The 20,990-nt window shown below is 69.7% G+C and carries 18 protein-coding genes; 9 read left to right on the top strand and 9 right to left on the bottom strand.

The window, feature by feature from the left end; all coding sequences use genetic code 11:
- Positions 1-577 precede the first annotated feature (577 nt).
- Together QMG86_RS19150 and QMG86_RS19145 are read right to left on the bottom strand one after the other, a co-directional pair.
- Positions 578-1,249, bottom strand: a complete 672-nt coding sequence (locus tag QMG86_RS19150) for a response regulator (protein WP_281873770.1) — start codon at positions 1,247-1,249, stop codon at positions 578-580.
- Positions 1,231-2,919: an ATP-binding protein gene (locus QMG86_RS19145; RefSeq protein WP_281873769.1), complete on the bottom strand. Its 1,689-nt coding sequence runs from the start codon at positions 2,917-2,919 to the stop codon at positions 1,231-1,233. Before QMG86_RS19145 ends, QMG86_RS19150 begins: the two co-directional genes overlap by 19 nt.
- A gap of 155 nt (positions 2,920-3,074) precedes the next feature.
- Here QMG86_RS19145 and QMG86_RS19140 point away from each other — a divergent pair, with 155 nt between their 5' ends.
- Genes QMG86_RS19140 through QMG86_RS19130 form a run of 3 tightly spaced genes read left to right on the top strand, consistent with a single transcriptional unit; the run spans position 3,075 to position 5,807 of the window.
- A complete protein-coding gene (locus tag QMG86_RS19140; protein ID WP_281873767.1) occupies positions 3,075-3,881 on the top strand; it encodes an ABC transporter ATP-binding protein in 807 nt (268 codons plus the stop codon).
- On the top strand, positions 3,871-4,755 hold the full coding sequence (locus QMG86_RS19135; RefSeq protein WP_281873765.1) for an ABC transporter permease: 885 nt from the start codon (positions 3,871-3,873) through the stop codon (positions 4,753-4,755). Before QMG86_RS19140 ends, QMG86_RS19135 begins: the two co-directional genes overlap by 11 nt.
- Positions 4,756-4,757: 2 nt before the next feature.
- Positions 4,758-5,807: an ABC transporter substrate-binding protein gene (locus QMG86_RS19130; RefSeq protein WP_281873764.1), complete on the top strand. Its 1,050-nt coding sequence runs from the start codon at positions 4,758-4,760 to the stop codon at positions 5,805-5,807.
- A 68-nt stretch (positions 5,808-5,875) separates the two neighbouring features.
- Here the strand turns inward: QMG86_RS19130 and QMG86_RS19125 are convergent, their stop codons facing one another.
- On the bottom strand, positions 5,876-7,339 hold the full coding sequence (locus QMG86_RS19125; protein WP_434086209.1) for an APC family permease: 1,464 nt from the start codon (positions 7,337-7,339) through the stop codon (positions 5,876-5,878).
- A gap of 224 nt (positions 7,340-7,563) precedes the next feature.
- On the opposite strand from QMG86_RS19125, the gene QMG86_RS19120 reads away from it, so the two are divergent.
- Positions 7,564-8,802 (top strand): NupC/NupG family nucleoside CNT transporter, encoded by a 1,239-nt coding sequence (locus tag QMG86_RS19120; RefSeq protein WP_434086110.1) that lies wholly within the window; start codon positions 7,564-7,566, stop codon positions 8,800-8,802.
- 13 nt (positions 8,803-8,815) lie between these two features.
- Here the strand turns inward: QMG86_RS19120 and QMG86_RS19115 are convergent, their stop codons facing one another.
- Positions 8,816-10,663 carry an Hsp70 family protein gene (locus tag QMG86_RS19115; RefSeq protein WP_281873760.1) on the bottom strand — a complete coding sequence of 616 codons (1,848 nt, stop codon included), beginning with the start codon at positions 10,661-10,663 and terminating at the stop codon, positions 8,816-8,818.
- A 139-nt stretch (positions 10,664-10,802) separates the two neighbouring features.
- On the opposite strand from QMG86_RS19115, the gene QMG86_RS19110 reads away from it, so the two are divergent.
- The 3 genes from QMG86_RS19110 to QMG86_RS19100 all read left to right on the top strand — a co-directional run bounded on the left by QMG86_RS19110 (position 10,803) and on the right by QMG86_RS19100 (position 13,300).
- Positions 10,803-11,495 carry a hypothetical protein gene (locus tag QMG86_RS19110; RefSeq protein WP_281873759.1) on the top strand — a complete coding sequence of 231 codons (693 nt, stop codon included), beginning with the start codon at positions 10,803-10,805 and terminating at the stop codon, positions 11,493-11,495.
- A gap of 93 nt (positions 11,496-11,588) precedes the next feature.
- Positions 11,589-12,533: a GlxA family transcriptional regulator gene (locus QMG86_RS19105; RefSeq protein WP_281873757.1), complete on the top strand. Its 945-nt coding sequence runs from the start codon at positions 11,589-11,591 to the stop codon at positions 12,531-12,533.
- Between the two features lie 146 nt (positions 12,534-12,679).
- Positions 12,680-13,300 carry an HD domain-containing protein gene (locus QMG86_RS19100; RefSeq protein ID WP_281873756.1) on the top strand — a complete coding sequence of 207 codons (621 nt, stop codon included), beginning with the start codon at positions 12,680-12,682 and terminating at the stop codon, positions 13,298-13,300.
- A 3-nt stretch (positions 13,301-13,303) separates the two neighbouring features.
- Here QMG86_RS19100 and QMG86_RS19095 read toward each other — a convergent pair whose 3' ends face one another.
- Positions 13,304-14,059, bottom strand: a complete 756-nt coding sequence (locus tag QMG86_RS19095; protein ID WP_281873754.1) for a siderophore-interacting protein — start codon at positions 14,057-14,059, stop codon at positions 13,304-13,306.
- Positions 14,060-14,169: 110 nt separating this feature from the next.
- On the opposite strand from QMG86_RS19095, the gene QMG86_RS19090 reads away from it, so the two are divergent.
- Entirely contained in the window at positions 14,170-14,997 is an 828-nt protein-coding gene (locus tag QMG86_RS19090) for an NADPH-dependent oxidoreductase (RefSeq protein WP_281873753.1), read from the top strand.
- Positions 14,998-15,006: 9 nt separating this feature from the next.
- Here the strand turns inward: QMG86_RS19090 and QMG86_RS19085 are convergent, their stop codons facing one another.
- A complete protein-coding gene (locus tag QMG86_RS19085) occupies positions 15,007-15,999 on the bottom strand; it encodes an LLM class flavin-dependent oxidoreductase (RefSeq protein ID WP_281873751.1) in 993 nt (330 codons plus the stop codon).
- 67 nt (positions 16,000-16,066) lie between these two features.
- Complete coding sequence (locus QMG86_RS19080; protein ID WP_281873750.1) at positions 16,067-17,254, bottom strand: serine hydrolase domain-containing protein; 1,188 nt, start codon at positions 17,252-17,254, stop codon at positions 16,067-16,069.
- A gap of 203 nt (positions 17,255-17,457) precedes the next feature.
- On the opposite strand from QMG86_RS19080, the gene QMG86_RS19075 reads away from it, so the two are divergent.
- Positions 17,458-18,885, top strand: a complete 1,428-nt coding sequence (locus QMG86_RS19075; RefSeq protein WP_281873749.1) for an amino acid permease — start codon at positions 17,458-17,460, stop codon at positions 18,883-18,885.
- A 13-nt stretch (positions 18,886-18,898) separates the two neighbouring features.
- Here the strand turns inward: QMG86_RS19075 and QMG86_RS19070 are convergent, their stop codons facing one another.
- Together QMG86_RS19070 and QMG86_RS19065 are read right to left on the bottom strand one after the other, a co-directional pair.
- On the bottom strand, positions 18,899-19,264 hold the full coding sequence (locus tag QMG86_RS19070) for a DUF4345 family protein (protein WP_281873748.1): 366 nt from the start codon (positions 19,262-19,264) through the stop codon (positions 18,899-18,901).
- Between the two features lie 251 nt (positions 19,265-19,515).
- Entirely contained in the window at positions 19,516-20,925 is a 1,410-nt protein-coding gene (locus QMG86_RS19065; RefSeq protein ID WP_281873747.1) for an MDR family MFS transporter, read from the bottom strand.
- Positions 20,926-20,990: the final 65 nt, after the last annotated feature.

Raw genomic sequence — 20,990 nt, 5'->3', positions numbered from 1 at the left:
CAGGCATCGCCACGTTCGTAGTGGTCCGCGCTGGAATAGTCAGGCCCCCGGTGGGACCGCGTACCGCGGGTGCAGGAGGGTCGGCCTGCCGACGCCGGGCGCAGACTCGTCACCTCGCCGGGACTGCACGCCGCCGGGCGTGGCAGGCAGCTTGCTGGGTCTGTGTACCGCCGGCTGGGGAGGGGCAGCCGCTGGGACTGTGGACTGTGCATCGCCGAGTGCGGGAGGAGGAGACCGCCAGGGCCGCATGCTGCCGGGCGCGGAAGGGCATGCCGCCGGGGCTGCATACCGGTCAGCGCGATCGAAAGGGGTCACTTCGCCAGGGCCGCATCCCGGCGGGCGCGGGATAGCCTGCCCGTCGAGATCGCACGCCGCCGAGCGCGGAATAGCCGGCTCGCCGAGGCGGCATACTGGCGAGCTCGGTCGGAGGCGTCAGCTCGCCGAGGCGGCATATTATCGCGCGCGGAAGGGGCGGCCCGGTAGTCGCAAGAGGCAGCGCGGGCGGGGCCACATCCCGGCGCGCGCGGAGGTGCCGCGCGGGGGCCGCATCCCGCCGGGCGCGGTCGGCACCGCCTGCTCAGCGTTGCGGTCCGGCGGAGTACTCCTGTTCCGGCCGTCCCGTGGTGCCGTAGCGCAGGCTCATGCGCACCGTGCCGCTCGCCACGAGCCCGGCCAGGTAGCGCTGGGCGGTGGCGCGCGAGACGCCGATGGCGCTCGCCACCTCGCCCGCGGACAGCGGCGCACCCGCATCGATGATCGCTTGCAGGACAGCCTCTTTGGTCGGGGAGGACACCGTCGCCGCCGGGCTCGCGGTGACCGCGGGACGCAGCGCGTGCAGCGCTGCGGACACCCGGGCGTTGTCGACCTGCGGCACCGCGAGAATGCGCCGGTAGCGGGCGTAGGCGGCCAGCCGGGCGGCCAGTTCGGTGTGCGGGAACGGCTTGACGAGGTAGGCCAGCGCACCCGCCGCGACGGCGGCTCGCACGGCGTCGCTCTCCGTCGACGCGGTGAGCATCATCGCGTCGCAGCGGATCTCGCGGAGGAAGTCGATGCCGGATCCATCCGGGAGGTAGACGTCCACCAACGCCAAGTCGATCGGCGCCGCCGCGACGAGTTCCCGCGCGGCCGCGAGGGTGTTGGCGGTACCCGCCACCGTGAAACCCGGGATGGCCTGCACGATCCCGGCGTGCAGGTTCGCCACCCGGAAGTCGTCGTCGACGACCAGGACGGTCAAGGTCGGCGTGGCCACGACACCTCGCTTTCCATGAGCACCCCCGGGATGCGGGCGATGAACTCCGCGCCGGTGAGCGGCGGACGGCCGCCGCCGGGACTCGACAGGCGCACATCGCCGCCATGGGCGCGGGCGATCTGGCGGATCAAGGCCAAGCCCACCCCGCGCCCGCCGGGGACACCGCGATCGTCGCGGGTCGAGACACCTTCGGCGAACAGTGTGTCGACCAGGTCGGGGGCGACGCCGTCGCCGCTGTCGGCGACGGTGATGTGCAGTGTCGAATCTTCCTGCACCAGTTCGACTTCCACCTGGCGCACCGGCCGGTCCCGGTCGCGGACCGCCTCCATGGCATTGTCCAGGAGGTTGCCGAGCACGGTGGTCACGTCCACCGGATCGGTGAGGTCGCCCTCGACCCAGGTGTTGGGCCCGAGCGCGAGTTCGACCCCGTTCTCCCTGGCGTGCGCGGCCTTGGCGGCCAGGAAGGCTTGCAGGTACGCGTCGTGGATGGCGTCGATGCCCGGCGTCGCGGGACCGAGCGGGCCCGCCCCGACCAGTTCGTCGACCGAGCGCGCCGCCTCCTCGACGCGCCCGCTGTGCAGCAGCCCGCTGACCAGGTGCATCTTGTTGGAGAACTCGTGGCGCTGCGCGCGCAGCACCGTGCTCATCGACTGCACCGCGTCCAGCTGCCGGGTCAGCGATTCCACGTCGGTGCGGTCGCGCACCGTGAGCACCGCGCCGAGATCGTGCCCGTCGCGACTCACCCGCCGCGCCGAGACGATGACGATGTTCGCGCCGACCGTCGCCGAGGCGGGCGGTTGGTCGGGTTCGCGCAATACCTCCAGCACCCGCGGCGTCAGGCCGATCTCGTCCACCGGGCGACCGATGTCGGGGGCGATGCCGAGCAACCGGCGCGCCTCGTCGTTGACGAACGTCGTGCGCCCCGAGGCGTCGACCGCGAGCACGCCGCCGCCGATGCCGTGCAGCACCGCCGCCTGGCCGCGCACCAGCTCGGCCAGTTCGTCCGGTTCCAGCCCGAGCGTCAGCCCGCGCCACCGGCGGGCGAGCAGGATCGATCCGGCGATGCCGACCGCGAGCGCCACCGCGACCAGCCCGCCCGCGGTGCGCAGATCGCCGAGCAGTTGCTCGTGCACCGCGTCGGTGGCGATGCCGACGCTGACCGCGCCGACCACACGATCGGCGCCGGGCGCGAGCACCGGCACTTTCGCGCGCACCGAGTCGCCGAGCGTGCCGCGTTCCTCGGTGATCGACTCGCGGCCCGCCAGCGCCTCGGACGGATCGGTGCTGACGTGTTCGGCGAGCCGTCCGGCGTCCGGGTGTGCGAGGCGGATGCCCGCGTCGTCGGTGATGACGACGAACAACGCGCCGTTGTGCTGCGTGGCGTCCACCGCGAGCCGTTCCAGGGGACCCGCGGCGAGGTCGCGGCGCACGCCGGGATCGTCGGCGACCGCGCCCGGCGCGTATCTGGCCACCTCGGCGCGCACCACCGGGTCGGCCGCGACGGTGCGCGCGATGGCCAGCGCCCGCTGGCCGTAGGCGTCGCGCAGCCGCTGATCGCTGAGGTAGCCGAACACCGCGAACGCCACACCGAGCGTCAGCGCGACGACCAGGATCTGCGACAGCAGAACCTGGGTCCGCAACCGCACGGCCCGCGCGCCCTCAGTGGCCATGGCCGCAGCATAGGCGTAGACCACCGCGCACGGTGCATGAGCAGAATGCGCAAAACCTGCGAATCCCGCGTTTGTGGCGGTTGTGCGCACAAGCTCCGGCATGTGACCGGCGCCACGTACGTTCGCCCTACCCGATCTCGCAGGAGTAGGAAGCAATGACGCAATCACTCATCGAGCTGCGGAGCGCGACCAAGCGCTTCCCCGGCACCGGCGGCGGCATCCACACCGCCGTGCGCAATCTGAACCTCACGGTGGCCCCCGGCGAATTCGTCGCCGTCGTCGGCCCGACCGGATGCGGCAAGTCGACCACGTTGTCGCTGGTGTCCGGTCTGGAACCGGCGTCGGCCGGGCGGACGCTGGTGCGCGGGAAAGATGTCGACGGCATCCCGGACGGCATCGGCTACATGTTCCAGCAGGACGCCGTGCTGCCGTGGAAGAGCGTGCTGGACAACGTCGCGCTCGGCCCGCGCCTGCGCGGCGCGTCGAAAGCCGAGGCGCGCGCGCAGGCGTCGGGCTGGGTGCGCAAGGTCGGTCTGGCCGGGTTCGAGAAGTACTACCCGCACCAGCTGTCCGGCGGCATGCGCAAGCGCGTGGCGCTGGCGCAGACGCTGGTCAACGAGCCGGAGATCCTGCTGATGGACGAGCCGTTCAGCGCGCTGGACGTGCAGACCCGCCAGCTCATGCAGGACGAACTGCTGCGGGTCTGGGCGGGCACCAACGCGGCGGTCATCTTCGTCACCCACGATCTGGAGGAGGCGATCGTGCTCGCCGACCGGGTGGTCGTCATGACCGCGAGCCCGGCCACCGTCTGCGGGGACTTCCCCGTCGGCTTGGCGCGGCCGCGCAGTGTCGAGGAAGTGCGGTTGACCGCCGAGTTCCGCGACATCTACCAGGAGATCTGGGAGACGCTGCGCGACCAGGTCGAGGCGGCGCGCGCGAAGGGAGTCTCCCGTGTCGCATGACGTGCTGGTGCCCGACGCCGCCGCGCCCGTGGTGGAGAACGAGACCGAAGAGCAGATCCTGGCCAGAGTGCGCACCACCGCGCGGCGCGCACGGATCCGCACCTGGGGCCTGCGCGCCGCTCTGGTGGCGCTGTGGCTGGGCGCGTGGGAACTCACCGCCACGGTCTGGATCGACCCGTTCTTCTACTCCAAGCCGTCGCTGATCTGGGCTCGGCTGATCGAATGGTTCACGGACGGCACGCAGTTCGGCTCCATCTGGCTGCAGATCTACACCACCGTGCAGGAGGCCGTGCTCGGCTTCGTGATCGGCACGGTGGCCGGCGTCGTGCTGGGCGTGCTGCTGGGTCGCAGCCGGTACTGGGCCGAGGTGCTCGCGCCGTTCATCAAGGCGCTCAACGCCGTGCCGCGCATCGTGCTGGCCTCGCTGTTCATCATCTGGTTCGGACTCGGGCTGAGCTCCAAGGTCGCGACCGTGGTGGTGCTGGTGTTCTTCGCGGTGTTCTTCAACGCGTTCACCGGCGCGCGCGAGGTGGACGGCAATGTGATCAACAACGCCCGCATCCTCGGCGCGAGCCGTGGGCAGGTGCTGGTGTCGATCGTGCTGCCGAGCGCGACCACCTGGATCCTGTCCAGCCTGCACACCGCCTTCGGCTTCGCGCTGATCGGCGCGGTCGTGGGCGAATACGCGGGAGCGAGTAAAGGTTTGGGGTTGTTGATCAGCAACGCGCAAGGCACCTTCGACTCGGCGGGCATTTACGCGGGCATGATCGTCATCACCGTGATCGCGCTGATCGCCGAATGGGGGATCGGCATGGCGGAGAACCGGTTGCTGAAGTGGCGGCCCTCGCAAGCGTCGTCGAACCACGGGATCTGATCATGAGGTATCGCAAGCACTTGGCGCTCGTCGCCGTCGCGATCGCGGCGCTGCTGACGGCCACCGGATGCCGGGATTCGCGCACCATTCCGATGGCCGACGGCAGGCCGCAGATCACCATCATGGTGGGCGGGCTGGAAAAGGTGATCTATCTGCCTGCCATGCTCACGCAGCAACTCGGATTCTTCGAGCGCAACGACATCGATGTGAAACTGCTGGGCGAGCAGTCCGGCGCCACCGCCGAGACCGCGTTGCTCACCGGCGACGTGCAGGGCGTGGTCGGGTTCTACGACCACACCATCGACCTGCAGGCCAAGGATCAGTGCATCCGTTCGGTGGTGCAGATGTCCGACGTGCCCGGTGAGGTGGAACTGGTGTCGAGGGCGGACCCGGACATCACCTCGGTCGCCGATCTGCGCGGCAGGAAACTGGGCGTGACCTCGCTCGGTTCCTCCACCGACTTCCTCACCCAGGCGCTCACCGGCCAGGTCGGCATGAGCACCGCCGACTACACCCGGGTGAAAGTCGGTGCGGGACAGACGTTCATCGCGGGCATGAACCACGACGGCATCGACGCGGGCATGACCACCGACCCCACCGTGGCCCAGATGGTGAACTCCGGCGATGCGCGGATTCTGGTCGACCTGCGCACCGAGGCGGGCACCCGGGCCGCGCTCGGCGGGCTGTATCCGGCGACGTCGCTGTACATGAGTTGCGCGACGATCGACGCCCACCCGGAGATCGTGCGCAAACTCGCCGCCGCGTTCGTGCAGACGCTGCAGTGGATCCAGACGCACACGCCCGAGGAGATCGCCGCGAAGATGCCGCCGCAGTACGCGAGCGCGGGCAAGGACCTCTACGTCCAGTCGATCCGCGACTCCATCGGCATGTTCAACGGCGACGGCCTGATGAAACCCGAAGGCGCGCAGAACGTGCTGGACATTCTCGGCAAGTACTCGAGGAACGTGCGTCCCGTGCGCGATCGCATCGATCTGTCGAAGACCTACACCACGCAGTTCGTCGAGGAGGTGTTGCGCGCGCCGCGCCAGTAGCAGTGCCCGGTACCCGTTACGCGCCGCCCGGAAGCCACGACGCTTCCGGGCGGCGCGGCGTCTCCCGGTCAGTGTTCGAAGACGCTCACGTCACCGGGTTCCGTTTCCAGCGCCTGCCGGTCGAAGGTCAGCACGGCGAGGAAGAACAGCCCGCCCACGAGCAGCAAACCGGCCACGATCACGACGGGAACCGTCGCGTCCGCGGGCGTGACCAGCACGAACAGTGCGACGGCCGACCACACCAGCGCTGCGACGGCGATCGGCAACTCGAAGCGCCCGAGATCGAACGCGCCTTTCCTGCGGTCCAACCGCCTGCGCACCGCCAGGTAGAGAACGATCGTCGCGCCGTAGATGAGGGCGGGCAGGATGGTCGAGGCCGTGATCAGTTCCAGCAGAGCGTCACCTGGTAGCGCGACCATCAGGACGACGCCGAGCAGCAAGATCAGGATCGTCGCCGGCACCGGGGTGCGCGTGCGCGGGTCGACCCGCCGCATCAGCTTGTGGGCGGGGAAGCGCGCGTCGCGCGACATCGCGAAAACCAGCCGCGAGCAGGCGGCCAGCACCACCATCCCCGCGCCGAAGAACGCGAACGTGATCGCCGCGAGCAGGACCCTTTCCATCACAGGGCCGAGTTGGTCGCGCATGATCGCCGCGACCGGCGAGCCGCTGGCGCTGACCCCGGGGATGTCATCGATCGCCACGGTGAGCGCGATCAGGAACAGCAACCCCAGCACGCCGGCCGCCACGACCGATCCCACGATCGCGCGAGGGACGCTGCGATGCGGGTCCTTCGCCTCCTCGGCCAGGTTGGCCGCCGCGTCGAAGCCGACCAGCGTGCCGAGGCCCATGATCATCGCCAGCATCAACCCACCGCCGACGGCGAAATAGCCGGAGGCGTTCTCGGTGATACCGCGCGAGGTGAGATTGCCGGTCGCCCCACGGCCGGTGATCACCACGGCGACGACGAGCGCGATCGCCAGCACCACGACGAGCGCCAGTTCCAGTCCCACCGCGGCGGTGTTGATCATGCTGACGATGCGCGTCGAGGCGATGGCCAGCACGGCTTGGACGAACAGCACCACGAGCGTGATGACCCGGGCGGTCTCCTCGTCCCGCTCGAGGCCCGCGAGCGGCATGAACGCCTGGCTCGCGAGCGCGTTGTCGACCGCCACCACCGCGATCGCCAGATAGCAGAAAGTCACCCAGCCGAACCACCAACCGATCTTGGGGTTCGCCAGTCGTGAGGCCCACTGGTAGGCGGAGCCGCTGAGCGGGATGCGCGCCGCGAACTGCGCCACCACCAGCGCCACCAGGGCCTGGCCCACCGCCGCGAGGATCCACAGCCAGATACCGACCGGACCCGCGTTGCGCAGCACGTCGTCGTAGGTCGCGAAGATGCCGACCGCCACCGAGATGAACGCGAACGAGATCGCGAACACCTGGAAGGAGCCGAGCGTTCGTTTCAGCTCCTGCCGGTAGCCGCCGATTTCGACGGAATCCTCGTCGGCCTGGTCTGCCGAAGCTCGCGCCACCGCCGCCACCTCACCTTCGATTCGGAGGGGTGCGCCGACCCCGGGGTCGATCGGGAAGGTCATCAGGATGAGATTGTGGCGACCGGTCTGCACACCGATCATTCCTTGTCACCTGCGCGATGTCACTGCTTCTTCGCGTACCTAAGTTCCGGAGCCGCCGTCGATCTTCTCAACTCTGGAGACACCGCACCATAAACCGACATGAGAGGTGCTCCCACAAGCCGATGCACGCCGCCGCAGCCGAGGTGCGCGTGCACTATCTGATCGGGTTCCTCGGGCTGGTGTGCTTTTTGCTGCTGGCATGGTTGCCCAGTACCGACCGCCGCGCCGCCGCCGCCCGGCTGCCGCGCATAGGCATATTGCTGATCCTGCAGGTGGCGCTCGGTTTCCTGCTGCTGAAGACCGGGATCGGGCGCACCGTGATCGGGGGGATCAGCGACACCTTCGAACACATCCTCGGCTACGCCGCCCAGGGGACGGCGTTCGTGTTCGGCGACCTGCCCCGAGTCGGCAGCAGCGGGCCCGCCTTCCTCTTCGCGGTGCTGATGCCGATCGTGCTCGTCTCCGCCTTGATCGGCATCTTGCAGCACCTGCGGGTGTTGCCCTGGATCATCAAATATCTCGGCCTGCTGCTGGCGTGGGTGAGCGGCTTCGGCAAGATCGAATCGTTCAACGCGGTCGCCTCCGCCATCCTCGGCCAGTCCGAGGTGTTCATCTCGCTGCGCGCCATGCTCGACGACATCCCGGCACAGCGGATGTACACCTTGGCGGCCTCGGCGATGTCGACGGTCTCGGCGGGCATCCTCGGCGCCTACATGCAGCTCATCGACCCGAAGTACGTGATCGCGGCCATCATGCTGAACATGCTGGGCGCCTTCGTGGTGTGCTCGCTGATCAACCCGTACGCGGTCACCGCCGCCGACGACGCCCGGCTGCTCGGCGAGGAGATCGCCGACAGCCGCAAGCCGCAATCGTTCTTCGAGATGCTCACCGAGTACATCCTGGTCGGCTTCAAAGTCGCCTTCACCGTCGCGGCCATGCTGATCGGATTCATCGCCCTGCTGGCCATGGTCAACGGAATCTTCGCCGCGCTGTTCCACGGCACCACGTTCCAGGATGTGATGGGGCACATCTTCGCCCCCGCCGCCTGGCTCACCGGCATCCCGTGGGACGAGGCGGCGGCCGCGGGCCGATTCATGGGCACCAAGCTGGTGTCCAACGAAGTGGTCGCCATGCAGGAGCTGAACCGGCAGCACGGCGGACTGTCCGACCGCACCGTCGCGATCGTGTCCACCTATCTGGTGTCGTTCGCGAACTTCTCCACCATCGCCATCGTCACCGGCGCGGTCCGCAGCCTCAGCGAGAAGCAAGGAACAGTGATCGCGCGCAACGGCCTTCGCCTGCTCTACGGCGCCACCTTGGTCAGCTTCCTGTCCGCCACCATCGTCGGTCTCCTGAGCTAGGACGACCCGCTCGTCAAGACCCAGGGCGGGACCCGGTACTTCCCGCTGAATCGCTTCCGGCGCGGTCGCCGACATGGCTGCCCGTATTTCCGCCCGCCCGGCTCGCCGCACCCGGGCCGCAGCGGCTGCCGGTGCTCGCGTCGGAATCGGTTTTCGTGCCGTCCCCGGTCCGGTTCGCTGCGTCAGCGTGGGGGCCGCGTGCTGTGCTCCCGGTGGGCCGGTTCGATGTTCCTGCGCGGGAGTCGCTTGCTGTGCTGCCGCTGGTTCGGCTCGATGCCCGTGCGGCGGAGTCGTTTCCCGTGCTCGGCCCGGATCGGCGCGATGCGCTCACGGCGGGGTGGCTCCAGGCCCCCGCCCCGGCAGTGCTCGATGCGCTCACGGGTTCACCAACCCCGATCCGACCGGACGGGTTCGTCGTGGAATCGATCGATGCCCCTGTGCCGCTCATCGTTCCGTAGTCGAACGTGTTGGGTGCATCTGGTGGACGAAGACTCCCGGCCGTCGGTACGGCGAGGTCGGAGGGGAGTGCAACGGCTTCACCGGTTCTCGGTCGCGATCCCCCGGATCCCGATGTGTCCACCCGCTGGACCGGCATCCGCGGTGGATGAGAAGGGGATGATTCCACGATGGTCGTGCCCGGCATCGAATGCGGCGGTCCGAGCGTCGCGTCCGCTCGTGGAGAGGCTGCGACATCCGCCGCAAAGAGTGTCGAATTCCGATCTCCGCCAGGATGATCGGTGGTGCTCCAGCGCGCGGCATGCGGCTGGGGCGAGCCGGGGCGGTCCGCATGCTCACTTCCTTCTTCCGCGCGGTTGGGAAGGAGCGGTCCGAGCGGGGCCACAGTTCCCACACCCGGCGCCTGCGCCTGCGTCGCGGGCTGTTCGCCGAGGTCCCCGTACATCGCCGACACGCCCACCGCCGCCAGAACGGCAGCGGCTCCGGCCAGCGCCGCGATGCGCTTTGCCGGATGTCCGGTCCGTGGTGGCGGCATCACGAACTCGGCCCCGCCGAGGCCGCGCGCGGCCAGGGCCGCGGCGCCGATGGCGACGCAGTGTGCTGGATGGGGCGCGGTGACGACCGGGCAGCGGAGTTCGTCCGTGAGCACCTGGGCGACCTCCGCCGGCCGGGACGCCCCGCCTACCAGCAGGATTCGGTCGATATCCGCAGCGGTCAGTCCCGCGGCCCGGATGCACTCGTGCAGCAGCGGTACCGATGACCGGACGAATCCGGCCCGTAACCCGGCCACCTCCGCGTCCGGAAGCGCCCCGGGCAGGCCGGGTGAGGTGGTGTCGGCGGTCAGATCGTGGGTGTAGTGGGCCAGCAGCGCGCTGAATGCCCGTCCGCCGAACGCCGACGAGCGCACCGGACGGCCGACGATCCGGGCGCCGCCATCGGATCCAGACCGGAGCACCGTGACGTCGAGACCGCCGCCACCCAGGTCGTAGACCAGGATAGAAGCGGATTTCGCCGACTCGCAGTGCATTTCGAGCCAAGCCGCAGCGGCGACCGGTTCCGGTGTCAACGCGATTCGCGCCAACCCGGCGGCATCGAGCAGCTCCCGCAGCCCGGATAATTCCTGAACGGAATATATTGCAGGACAGGCCAATACGATATCGGCGTCCGAATCCATCGCATCGGTCAAATAACTCGTCATCGTCGCGATGACTTCGGCGTCGGGCAGGATGGGCGGCCCGGCTATCGGCTGCGCACTGCTTTCAGCAGCGGAATCATGGATGCTGGCCGTGAACGGCAAATTATCGTCGGTGCCGGGTGGCGCGGACCGGGTGCGGCAAATTCGTATCCTCTGCTCGACTCCGCCGGATACAACGGCCGCCACCGAGTTCACCGTGCCGACGCTCAAACCAACACCACATGACATAACCCATTCCCATCGTGTTCAGGTCGTGCCGTCCCTCATCCGGCACGACCTTTACCGACCCGACAAGATAGTTTAGCCTGACCTAACTTATTTATTCGCATCACGTTGTTCGGAGGAATCCGTGACCGGTATCCCGCTCGCCGACGCTCCCGGCCCCATGGCCGTCGCGCCCGTCATCGTGGTGCTGCCGGGTCCGCGTGCCGATACCGTGCGGTGGGGCGAGCACCATCCCGGCGGATGGTCGGTCCGCGGTAGCAGGCGGTGGCCGGTGGCGGAACCCGAAAAGCCCCTGCGCGTGCACGATTCGTGGTGGACCGTCGCCGCCGCCGGCGTGCTGGCGGCGGCGGCACTGGCGGTGGCCGTCTGGATCTCCGGCCACCTGGCCGTCCATCCGGTCCTGCACACCGCCGGGCTGTTCGTGCACCTGTCCGCGCTGGTAATCGGCTTCGGCGGTGTGCTGATGGCGGACTATCTGGCGCTGCGCTGGCTCGTGGGACGTAGTACCTTCGCGGAAGCGCTGGACGGCGCCGACCGGCTGCACGCGCCGATCTGGGCCGGGCTGGTGGGGCTGATCGTCAGCGGCTGCGTCCTGGAACCAAATCTCGCATCGACGCTGACCCGAACCAAACTGGTCTTGGTTCTCGTCCTCACAGTCAACGGAATCCAAGCCATGATGCTGAGTAAACGACTCGGTCGCCGCCCTTCTGCCCAGCTGTCCACGGGGGTGCTGGTCTGGGCGGCCGCTACCGGCGTGATCTCCCAGATCTGCTGGTGGGGAGCTGTCTTCATCGGCTTCTGGAACGCCGAGCATTGACGGTGGGGCGCGCCGGCTGGACCGCCCGAGCGTGTCCGGTTCTGTGGGTTACGTGTCCTTGCGGACCCGTCGCGCCGGCTCGAGACTGGGTGCATGCGGGCAAGCGGTGACGTCGTGGTGGCGGTGGCGGACGGAGTGCTGATGCTCGACGTCGCCGGACCCGCGCAGGTGCTGCACTGGGCCGGGCGCCGCATTCGATTCGCCTCGCCGGACGGCGCCCCGGTCCGCACCGATGTGGGCGTCCCCCTGGGTGTCGACGGGACGCTGAGCGAGCTGAGCGCAACGGTGGATACGCTCTTGGTTCCCGGCTACCCCCCGGAAGATCGCGTGCCCGGCGAGCTCGTGGACGCGGTGCGGGTGGCCGGTGGCGCGGCGCGGCGGGTGGCCTCGGTGTGCACCGGCGCGTTCGTGCTGGCCGAGGCCGGTTTGCTGGACGGGCGGCGCGCCACCACGCATTGGCTGGCGTGTTCCGTTCTGGCTCAACGCTTTCCGAGCATCCGCGTCGAAGCCGACGCCATCTATCTGCGCGACGGCCCGATCATCACCTCCGCTGGAGTCACCGCGGGCATCGACATGGCCTTGGCGCTGGTGGAAGAGGAGCACGGCGCGGATCTCGCGCGCTCACTGGCCAAACACCTCGTCGTGTTCTTGCACCGGCCCGGCGGCCAGTCGCAGTTCAGCCTGCGCACGAGCATTCCGGCGCCGCGCACCGCCGGTCTGCGGCACGCCGTGGACGCGGTGATCGCCGACCTGTGCGCCGATCACAGCCTGGCGGCCATGGCCGCCCGTGCCGCGCTGAGCGAACGCCACTTCAGTCGCTTGTTCCGGCAGGAGATCGGGATGACGCCGGGACGTTACGTCAAACAGGCGCGACTGGAAGCTGCGCAAGCGCTGCTCGAATCCGGCGACGAACCGATGTCGGCGATCGCCCGCCGCAGCGGCTTCGGCTCCGAGGAGACGATGCGGCGGACCTTTCTCGAACTGCTCGGCGTCTCGCCGAGCGACTACCGCAGGCGCTTCCGCGCGCCCGCGCGCTGATCACACCTCGCACACTCACCAGGAGTTCGACCATGTCGCTGTCTCGTCGTGCCGCGCTGAGCGCGGGGATCGCCGCGAGCGTATTCGCTGTCGCATCGAAAACTGCCGGGGCGCAGCAATTTTCACTACAACACCCGCAGACCTTGTTGACCGGCAAAGCAGACGAACTCATCGCCGCCGAACTCTCGCCCATGCTGCGCAACCACAGCGTGCGGGGCTTCCTCTTCGGACGCGCGGTCGCCGAGCGGCAAGGTCTGCGGCCCGGCTCCGACTACGACGAGGAGACGATGTACCTCATCTGCGCGCTGCACGACCTCGGTCTGGCCGACGGCGCGACCGGTGACCAGAAGTTCGAGATCGACGGCGCCGATCGTGCCGCGCGATTCCTCGAGGACAACGGCGTCACCGACGCCAGGGTGGACGCGATCTGGGACGCCATCGCCGCGCACACCGCGGGATACACCGACTCGCCGGTCTGGCGCCGCCGCAGGCCGCCGGAGACGTGGATCGCCGTGGACGGCATCGGCGTCGACGTGGGCGGCGCGCCGACCGACCTGCCGCCCGGCTTCGCCGCCCTGGTGCACACCGCCTATCCGCGGCTGGGCGGCAGCCGCGCGCTCGGTGCGGCGATCGAAGCCCAAGCGGCGGCGAACCCGCGGAAGGCGCCACCCGCGAGCTTGGCCGGCGCCATCCTGCAGCAGCGTCACCCCGAATACCCGACGCTCACCTGGGACGCGATCGTGGCGATGAGCGGGTGGGGTGATTGACGGTCAGGCATTGGCCTCCTCGGTCGCCCGCAGTTCGGCCTTCCATTGCCGGAAGCCTTCCTCGGTGCGGCCGCGACGCCAGTACCCGGAGATCGATGCGGCCCACTCGGCGGAGACACCGCGATCCTTACGGATGTAGCGGCGCAGATCCTTCATGACCGCATCGGCTTCCCCGTGAATGAAGACCTGCACCTGCCCCGGCGACCACGGCGCGGAGCGGACGGTCTCGGCGAGCACCTCGCCCGGGGACCGGACGCCCCGGTGCAGCCAGGTCAGCTCGATGCCGTCGGGTTTCCGCACCGGCAGTTCGTCGTCCGGACCGGTGACCTCCACGAACGCCAGCCCGGTCGCGTCGGCGGGCAGCGCCTCGAGCGCGGCGGCGATGGCGGGTAGCGCCGCCTCGTCACCGGCCAGCAGATGCCAATCGGCATCCGCGCGCGGCGAGTAGGCGCCGCCGGGACCGTACACGTCGATGGTCGCGCCGGGCTCGACCGCGGCCGCCCACGGTCCCGCGATGCCCTCCGCTCCGTGGTAGACGAAGTCCACCGCGATCTCTCCGGCGACTGGGTCGACCGAACGGACGGTGTAGGTCCGCAGCACCTCGTTCCCGTCCTGCGCGAAGATGAACTTCACATACGAGTCGGTGAACTCGCTGGGCCGGAACGCGGTGAAGCCGGGACCACCGAGGTGCACGCGGATCAGGTGCGGGGTGAGCCATTCGGTGCGCTGCACCGTGAGGGTGGTGCGGGGACGTGCCAAGGGAACCTCCGATAAATGTTATTAGGATTGCCTTACTTACCCTACCCGTGTTCGGCTCAGCCTGCGGTCAACCGCTGACGGCGCGCCGGGCGGCCGAGAGGATGATGTCCATGACGCAGTCCGTGCCGACACCGACCCACGCCGTGCAACAGCGCTACCGCGACCCTCGACCGGTCGAGCCCGCGCAGTGGAACCAGGTCCTGCAGGTGCTGCACGAGCATCGCTCGGTGCGCCGCTACCTGTCCGACCCGGTACCCGACGCCACCCTGCGCCTGCTGATCTCGGCGGCGCAGTCCGCGCCCACCTCGTCGAACCTGCAGGTCTGGAGCGTCATCGCGGTGCGCGACCCGCAGCGCAAAGCCCGCTTGGCCGCGCTCGCGGGCGACCAGGCCCACATCGTGCAGGCACCGGTGCTGCTGGTCTGGACGGCCGACTTCGCGCGTCTGCGCCAGCTCGCCGACGACCGGAGCGCGCCGCTGGAAGGCGCGGACTATCTCGAATCCAGCTACGTCGGCTTCATCGACGCCGCGCTCGCGGCGCAGAACGCGGTCGTGGCGGCGGAATCGCTCGGGCTCGGCACCGTCTACATCGGCGCGTTGCGCAACAAGCCGGAGAAAGTCGCCGCCGAACTCGGCCTGCCGCCGCAGGTCTTCGCCGTATTCGGCTTGGTGGTCGGCCACCCCGACCCCGCCGAGGACGCGCGAGTGAAGCCGCGCCTGCCGCAGGACGCCGTCCTGCACCGGGAGACCTACGATCTGGACGCGCAGCGGGCGCATGTGGCCGCGTACGAGACCCGCATCGCCGAATTCTATGCCGAGCAACAGCTTTCGCATTCCTGGACCGAACGTGTCCTGGCCCGGCTGGCCTCGGCGGCAGCGCTCGACGGTCGGCATCGGCTGCGTGAATCGCTGACCAACCACGGCTTCCGGTTGCACTGATCCGCCGCCTCAGGCCGCGACCTTCTCGGTGAGCAGTTCGAACGATCGGGCACGGTCGTCGATGTCGTAGACCAGCGTGTTGATCATCAGCTCGTCGGCACGGGTGCGCTCGAGCAGGTCCGCGAGCTGCCCGCGCACCGTCTCCGGCGAGCCGAGCAACTGCCCGGCGCGGCGCTGCCGGATGAACGCGCGTTCCTGCTCCGACGGACGGAACGCGGCCGCCTCCTCCGGGGTGGCCAGCGCCTGCGGCGTGCCGCGCACCAGGTTCAGGAAGGCCAGGTCGCGCGGACCGGCGAGGACCTCGGCGCGCTCGTCGGTGTCCGCGCAGATCGCCGCGACCGCCACCATCGCGTGCGGACGCTCCAGGCGCGGCGAAGGCCGGAAGTGCTCGCGGTAGAGCGCGAGCGCGGGCTCGGTGTTGTCGGGGCTGATGTGGTGGGCGAACGCGAACGGAAGCCCGAGCACCGCGGCCACCTGGGCGCTGTAGCCGCTGGACCCCAGCAGCCAGATGTCCGGCTCCTCGCCGCGGCCCGGCGTCGCGGCGATGCCGCCGGGATCGCTGCCCCGGAAGTAGCCCAGCAGAGCGGCGAGTTCCTGGGGGAACGATTCCGCCGACAGTCCGTCCGCGGTCCGCCGCAGCGCGCGGGCGGTCGCTTGGTCGGTGCCCGGCGCGCGCCCGATGCCCAGGTCGATCCGTCCGGGATGCAGCGCGTGCAGGGTGCCGAACTGCTCGGCGACCACCAGCGGCGCGTGATTGGGCAGCATCACCCCGCCGGAGCCGACCCGGATGGTCGAGGTGGCGGCCGCCAGATGCGCCAGCAGCACGCTCGGCGCCGAGCTGGCGATGCCGGGCATGTTGTGGTGTTCGGCCACCCAGAACCGGTGATAGCCCAAAGCCTCGGTGCGCCTGGCCAATTCGGTGGTCGCCTCCAGCCCCTCGCCGACGGTGCGGCCGGACTGCACCGGCGCCAGATCCAGGACGGACAGCGGGACGTCGATCATGGGTCTCCTCCACAGTGGCGATCTCCACTGCCAACGCCACGCGTGCCCGCGGTATTTCGCGACCGGCTCAGCCGCGCGCGATCGCCCGGAACACCTCGATGGTGTCCTGCTCGTCCTGGGTGGTGCCGTGGTCACTGAGTTTGACGATGACGGTGCCGCTGGGCGGGTCGACGTAGACGTACTGGCCGTAGACGCCGACGGCGGTGAGGTCCGCGCCGTCGCCACCGGTCGGATGCCACCATTGCGCCCCGTAGGGCCACTCGCCCACCCGGTGCGGGGCCGGGGTGCGGATGCGATCGATCCAGGTCGGTGGCACGATCTGCGCCTCGCCCACGCGTCCGCCGTCCAGCACCAGCTCGCCGATCTTGGCGAAGTCGCGGGCGGTCGCGTTCAGGCAGCAGAAACCCTTCTCCTGGCCACCGGCGCGATCCAGATTCCACAGCGCCTCGTCCTCGGCGCCGATCGGCGCCCAGAGTTCACGCTCCAGCAGTTGGGCCAGCGGCAGGCCCTCGACCCGCGCCAGGGCCATCCCCAGCAATTGGGTGTCCACGCTGCGGTACTCGCCCGCGCTGCCCGGCGGGAACCGCAGGCCGCGGTGCGCCCGGACGAATCCGTCGAGGTCCTCGGTGAGGTACATGCGGGCCGTGCCGGTCAGCGGCAGGTACTTGTTGTAGTTCTCCGCGACGTCGACGCCGGAGGCCATGTCGAGCAGGTCGCGGATGGTGACGGTGTCGTACGCGCCGCCGGTGGCCAGCTCGGGCAGGATCCGCACCAGGCGGTCGTCCTCGGCGAGTTTCCCCGCGGCGACGGCTCGGCCGGTCAGCAGCGACACGATGGACTTCACCACCGACCAGGAGGACTGCCGGGTGGTCGCGGTGAAGCCGTCGCGATACCACTCGTGGGTCAGGGCGCCGCCGCGCAGGACGAGGAACGAATTGGTGTGCGTGGTGTCGAGGAACTCGGCGATCGACACGGTCGAGCCCTTCCACGGCACCTGGCCGGGCAGCGGCCGCGGCGTCCTCGGCAGGGGGCGCGGGACAGGGGAGGCGGCCACCGTCCGGCTCTCGAACAGCGCGCCCTGCGCCGACGGCGGATCGGTCAGCAGCCGCAGCAGCGTCGGCGGCCCGGGGATGTGCAAGACCGCCGTCGTCGCGAACGCCGCGCCGACCAGGACGGCGACGACCGCGAGCAGGACCACGAGAGCGCGCAGCGCGGCACGTGCGGGTCGTCTGCGGCGGGGGGAGAGTTCGGTCATGACGCAAGCCGATCGGTAGGGGTTCCGATGATGGCATGCCCGGCGCCGGACCGGTAGCCGGGATCGGCCCGGAGACGACGCGCGTGCGGGCGGGGCGGTAGCGTGACGCCCTGAGCCGGGCGGCCGTGCGACGATCCGACATCGTGTGCACGGCGCACCGGCGGGCGACCGGCGCCGCTGCCCAGCGAGGGAAGGACCGCAGTATGACAGCCTCTGATCGGCACCTGCAGGACGCGGAACCGTCGGCTCCGGCGGACGGCGGGGACTCGGAGGGATACGCCCGGGGCCTCAGCCCGCGCACCATCCAGATGATCGCCATCGGCGGAGCGATCGGCACGGGCCTGTTCTACGGTGCGGGCGGCGCGATCGAGCAGGCGGGCCCCGGTCTCATCCTCGCCTACCTGGCGGCGGGCCTGGCCATCTTCGTGATCATGCGCGCGCTCGGCGAACTGCTGACCTACCGGCCGATCTCCGGCAGCTTCGCCGAGTACGCGCACGAGTTCCTCGGTCGCTTCGCCGGATTCGCGACCGGCTGGTCGTATTGGGCGGTATGGGTGGCCACCTGCATGGCCGAGATCACCGTGGCGGGCAAGTACGTGGAGTACTGGTTCGACATCGCGCCGTGGGTCACCGCGCTGGTGGTGCTCGCGGTGATGTTCGGCGCCAACCTGATCTCGGTGCGGCTGTTCGGCGAGGGCGAGTTCTGGTTCTCCACCATCAAGGTGACCGCGATCGTCGGCATGATCCTGCTCGGCATCGGCGTGCTGCTGTTCGGATTCGGTCACGCGCCCGATCCCACCGTCACCAATCTGTGGGCCGACGGCGGCGTGTTCCCCAACGGCATCGGCCAGTCGCTGCTGGTGCTGCAGATCGTGCTGTTCGCCTACGTCGGCGTCGAATTGGTCGGCGTCACGGCCGGGGAGGCGCGCGAACCCCGCACGACCCTGCGCAAGGCGATCAACACGTTGCCGTTCCGGATCGGCCTGTTCTACGTCGGCGCGCTCGTGGTGATCATGGCGGTGTCCAGCTGGCGCAACTTCCACGCGGGCAAGAGCCCGTTCGTGGAGGTCTTCGAGCAGATCGGCATCCCCGGCGCGGCGGGCATCGTCAACTTCGTGCTGCTCACCGCGGCACTGTCGTCGTGCAACTCGGGGATCTACTCGACCGGCCGGATGCTGCGCACGCTGTCGCTGCGCGGTGAGGCGCCCGCCCGGCTGAACAAGCTGAGCGCGAACGCGGTGCCCTACACCGGGATCACCGCGTCGGCGGCGGCGATGGTGATCGGCGTGGTGGTCAACATCATCTCGCCGGACAAGGCCTTCGCCTACATCACCTCGGTGTCGACCATCGGCATCATCTTCGTCTGGGGCGTCATCCTCGTCTGCCACCTGATCTACCGGGCCAAGGTCGCCCGCGGTGAGCTCCCCGCGAGCGACTACCGGCTGCCCGCCGCTCCCTACACCACCGTGCTGGCGCTCGCGTTCCTGGGATTGGTGGTCGTGCTGCTGCTGTTCACCGACAGCGGGCGCACCGCGATCGTCGTCGGCGTGGTGTGGGCGGCGCTGGTGTCGGCCGGGTACTTCGCGCTGCGCAAACTCGGCGCGGCGTCCGGCACCGTGCACACCAGCTGACAAGCGCTTTCCGCTAAGCGGCGAGGACGAGCGCGGCGGCGCCGGCGACCTCGACCGCGCCGTAGAACCAGGTGGGATAGAAAGCCGCTCGCTCGTCGAGCACGGCCGACACCACCCGTCCGAACGCCATACCCGCCAGGGCCGCGCCGACCGCGACCATGATTCCGCCGCGAAGGGATCCGAGGTCCAGCGCGGCCACCGTGAGCACGGCCGCCATCGCCAGCCCGAATCCGCCGTAGACGGCGCGCACTTCGTATCGGGCGCTCGCTTCGGTGAGCCGGATGCCGAACGGCCGGATCAGGGCTGTGGGTGCGGCGAGGGCGTACACACCCATAGCCAGGAAGAAAACGCCGACGATCCCGCATACGGCCTGTGCCATTGCGACCTCCATATTCCGGTTCGGTTGGGAAGCCCAGCTTGTGGCACGTCCGGTACCGGACGCTTCCGAAAACCCGCTGCATCGCGTCGTCGTCCGGACCGCCTCGGGCGTCAGCGAGCCGCGCCGGGCACCGGGTGTTCGAGCGTCGCTGTGTCCGCCGGGACAGCCTCGCACCGGCGGCTGAACACTCACCGGAAGCCCGCCGGTGTGGCTGGTTCGTGCGCCGCCGCGAACTCCGCCTGGCAGGAGGGTCAGTCGGTGGCCGCCCGCCGCGGCATCATGGCCGCGGCGACGACCATGGCCGCGGCCATCGCGGCGATGGCGACGAAGACCAGATGCACCGCCGAGGCCAGGGTGGTGGGCAACGGGTGATCGGTGTGCCCGACCCGTGCGTTGACGATCGCGCCGAACACCGCGACGCCCACCGCGCTGCCGATCGAGCGCGCGAACATATTGGCCGAGGTGACCACACCCCGCTCGGACCATTCGGCGCTGGTCTGCGCGGCGATCAGGGTCGGTGTGGCGACCAGGCCCATGCCGGTGCCGATCACGAAGCAGGACGCGGCGATCTGCCACAGCGCCGAGTGCTGCGTGATCAGCAGGGTGCTCGCGGCGCCGGCCGTCGCCAGACCGCTACCGAGCAGAGCCGTCGCGCGAAAACCGAACCGCAGATACACCTTTCCGGCTTGGGAGGCGGCCAGCGGCCAGCCCAGCGTCAGCGCGCCGACCGTCAGGCCCGCGACGAGCGCGCCGGTGCCGAGTACACCCTGGGTAAAGGTCGGCACGTAGGAGGTCGCGCCCAGCACGACCGCGCCGATCAGGACCGACACCAGGCTGCTGGCGATCACCACGCGCCGGCCGAACACCCACAGCGGCAGGATCGGATTCCGTACCCGGCGTTCCACCAGGCCGAACAGCACGAGCAGGACGACGCCGCCCGCGAAGATGCCGATGCTCACCGGCGAGGACCAGGCCCACGCCTGGCCGCCTTCGAGCAGCCCGAGGATCAACGCGCCCGCGCCGACCGTCAGCAGGGCCGCGCCCAGGTAGTCGACGCGCTGCCTGCGCCGGGGCGCGCTCTCGGTGAAATGGCGCACCAGCATCCAGCCGGCCAGCGCGGCGAGCGGAAGATTGATCAGGAAGATCCAGCGCCAGCTGACGTACTCGGCGAACAGGCCGCCCAGCAGCGGGCCCGCCACACTCGACATGGCCCACACGCTGGCCAGATAGCCCTGGACCCTGGCACGCTCCGACAGCGTGTACAAGTCGCCCGCGATCGTCATCGTCATCGGCTGGATCGCTCCCGCGCCGATGCCCTGCACGGCGCGGAAGATGATCAAGCCGAGCATGTTGGTCGCCACGCCGCACAGCAGCGAACCCAGCGCGAACATCGCGATTCCGAATAGGATCACGGGTTTGCGCCCCACGGTGTCGGCGAGCTTGCCGTAGATCGGCACCGTCACCGCCTGCGCCAGCAGATAGATGGAGAACAGCCAGGGGAACTGCGCGAAGCCGCCGAGACTGCCGGTGATGGTGAGCACCGCCGTGGCGATGACCGTCGAATCGAGCGCGACCAGCGCGGTGGCCAGCATCAGCGAGCCGAGGATGGCGCCGCGCTCGGAGCGGAATCCAACGGACGCCGGCACAGTCTCGGTCGCCACCGCGGCCCCTCTCGTTCGCCTGTCTAACCACCTCGAACGACCGTATCCGCCGCGCAGCTATTCCC

Source organism: Nocardia sputorum, assembly GCF_027924405.1.
GTDB classification, from domain to species: Bacteria; Actinomycetota; Actinomycetes; order Mycobacteriales; family Mycobacteriaceae; genus Nocardia; species Nocardia sputorum.
Note: the sequence above shows the minus strand (reverse complement) of the source record. Positions and strands in the feature narration are given on the sequence as shown.

Excerpts from the sequence above, each read along its gene's own strand:
- QMG86_RS19145 (WP_281873769.1), bottom strand. The coding sequence starts at position 2,919 with ATGGCCACTGAGGGCGCGCGGGCCGTGCGGTTGCGGACCCAGGTTCTG.
- QMG86_RS19140 (WP_281873767.1), top strand. The coding sequence starts at position 3,075 with ATGACGCAATCACTCATCGAGCTGCGGAGCGCGACCAAGCGCTTCCCC.
- QMG86_RS19130 (WP_281873764.1), top strand. The coding sequence starts at position 4,758 with ATGAGGTATCGCAAGCACTTGGCGCTCGTCGCCGTCGCGATCGCGGCG.
- QMG86_RS19120 (WP_434086110.1), top strand. The coding sequence starts at position 7,564 with ATGCACGCCGCCGCAGCCGAGGTGCGCGTGCACTATCTGATCGGGTTC.
- QMG86_RS19105 (WP_281873757.1), top strand. The coding sequence starts at position 11,589 with ATGCGGGCAAGCGGTGACGTCGTGGTGGCGGTGGCGGACGGAGTGCTG.
- QMG86_RS19090 (WP_281873753.1), top strand. The coding sequence starts at position 14,170 with ATGACGCAGTCCGTGCCGACACCGACCCACGCCGTGCAACAGCGCTAC.
- QMG86_RS19085 (WP_281873751.1), bottom strand. The coding sequence starts at position 15,999 with ATGATCGACGTCCCGCTGTCCGTCCTGGATCTGGCGCCGGTGCAGTCC.
- QMG86_RS19080 (WP_281873750.1), bottom strand. The coding sequence starts at position 17,254 with ATGACCGAACTCTCCCCCCGCCGCAGACGACCCGCACGTGCCGCGCTG.
- QMG86_RS19075 (WP_281873749.1), top strand. The coding sequence starts at position 17,458 with ATGACAGCCTCTGATCGGCACCTGCAGGACGCGGAACCGTCGGCTCCG.
- QMG86_RS19070 (WP_281873748.1), bottom strand. The coding sequence starts at position 19,264 with ATGGCACAGGCCGTATGCGGGATCGTCGGCGTTTTCTTCCTGGCTATG.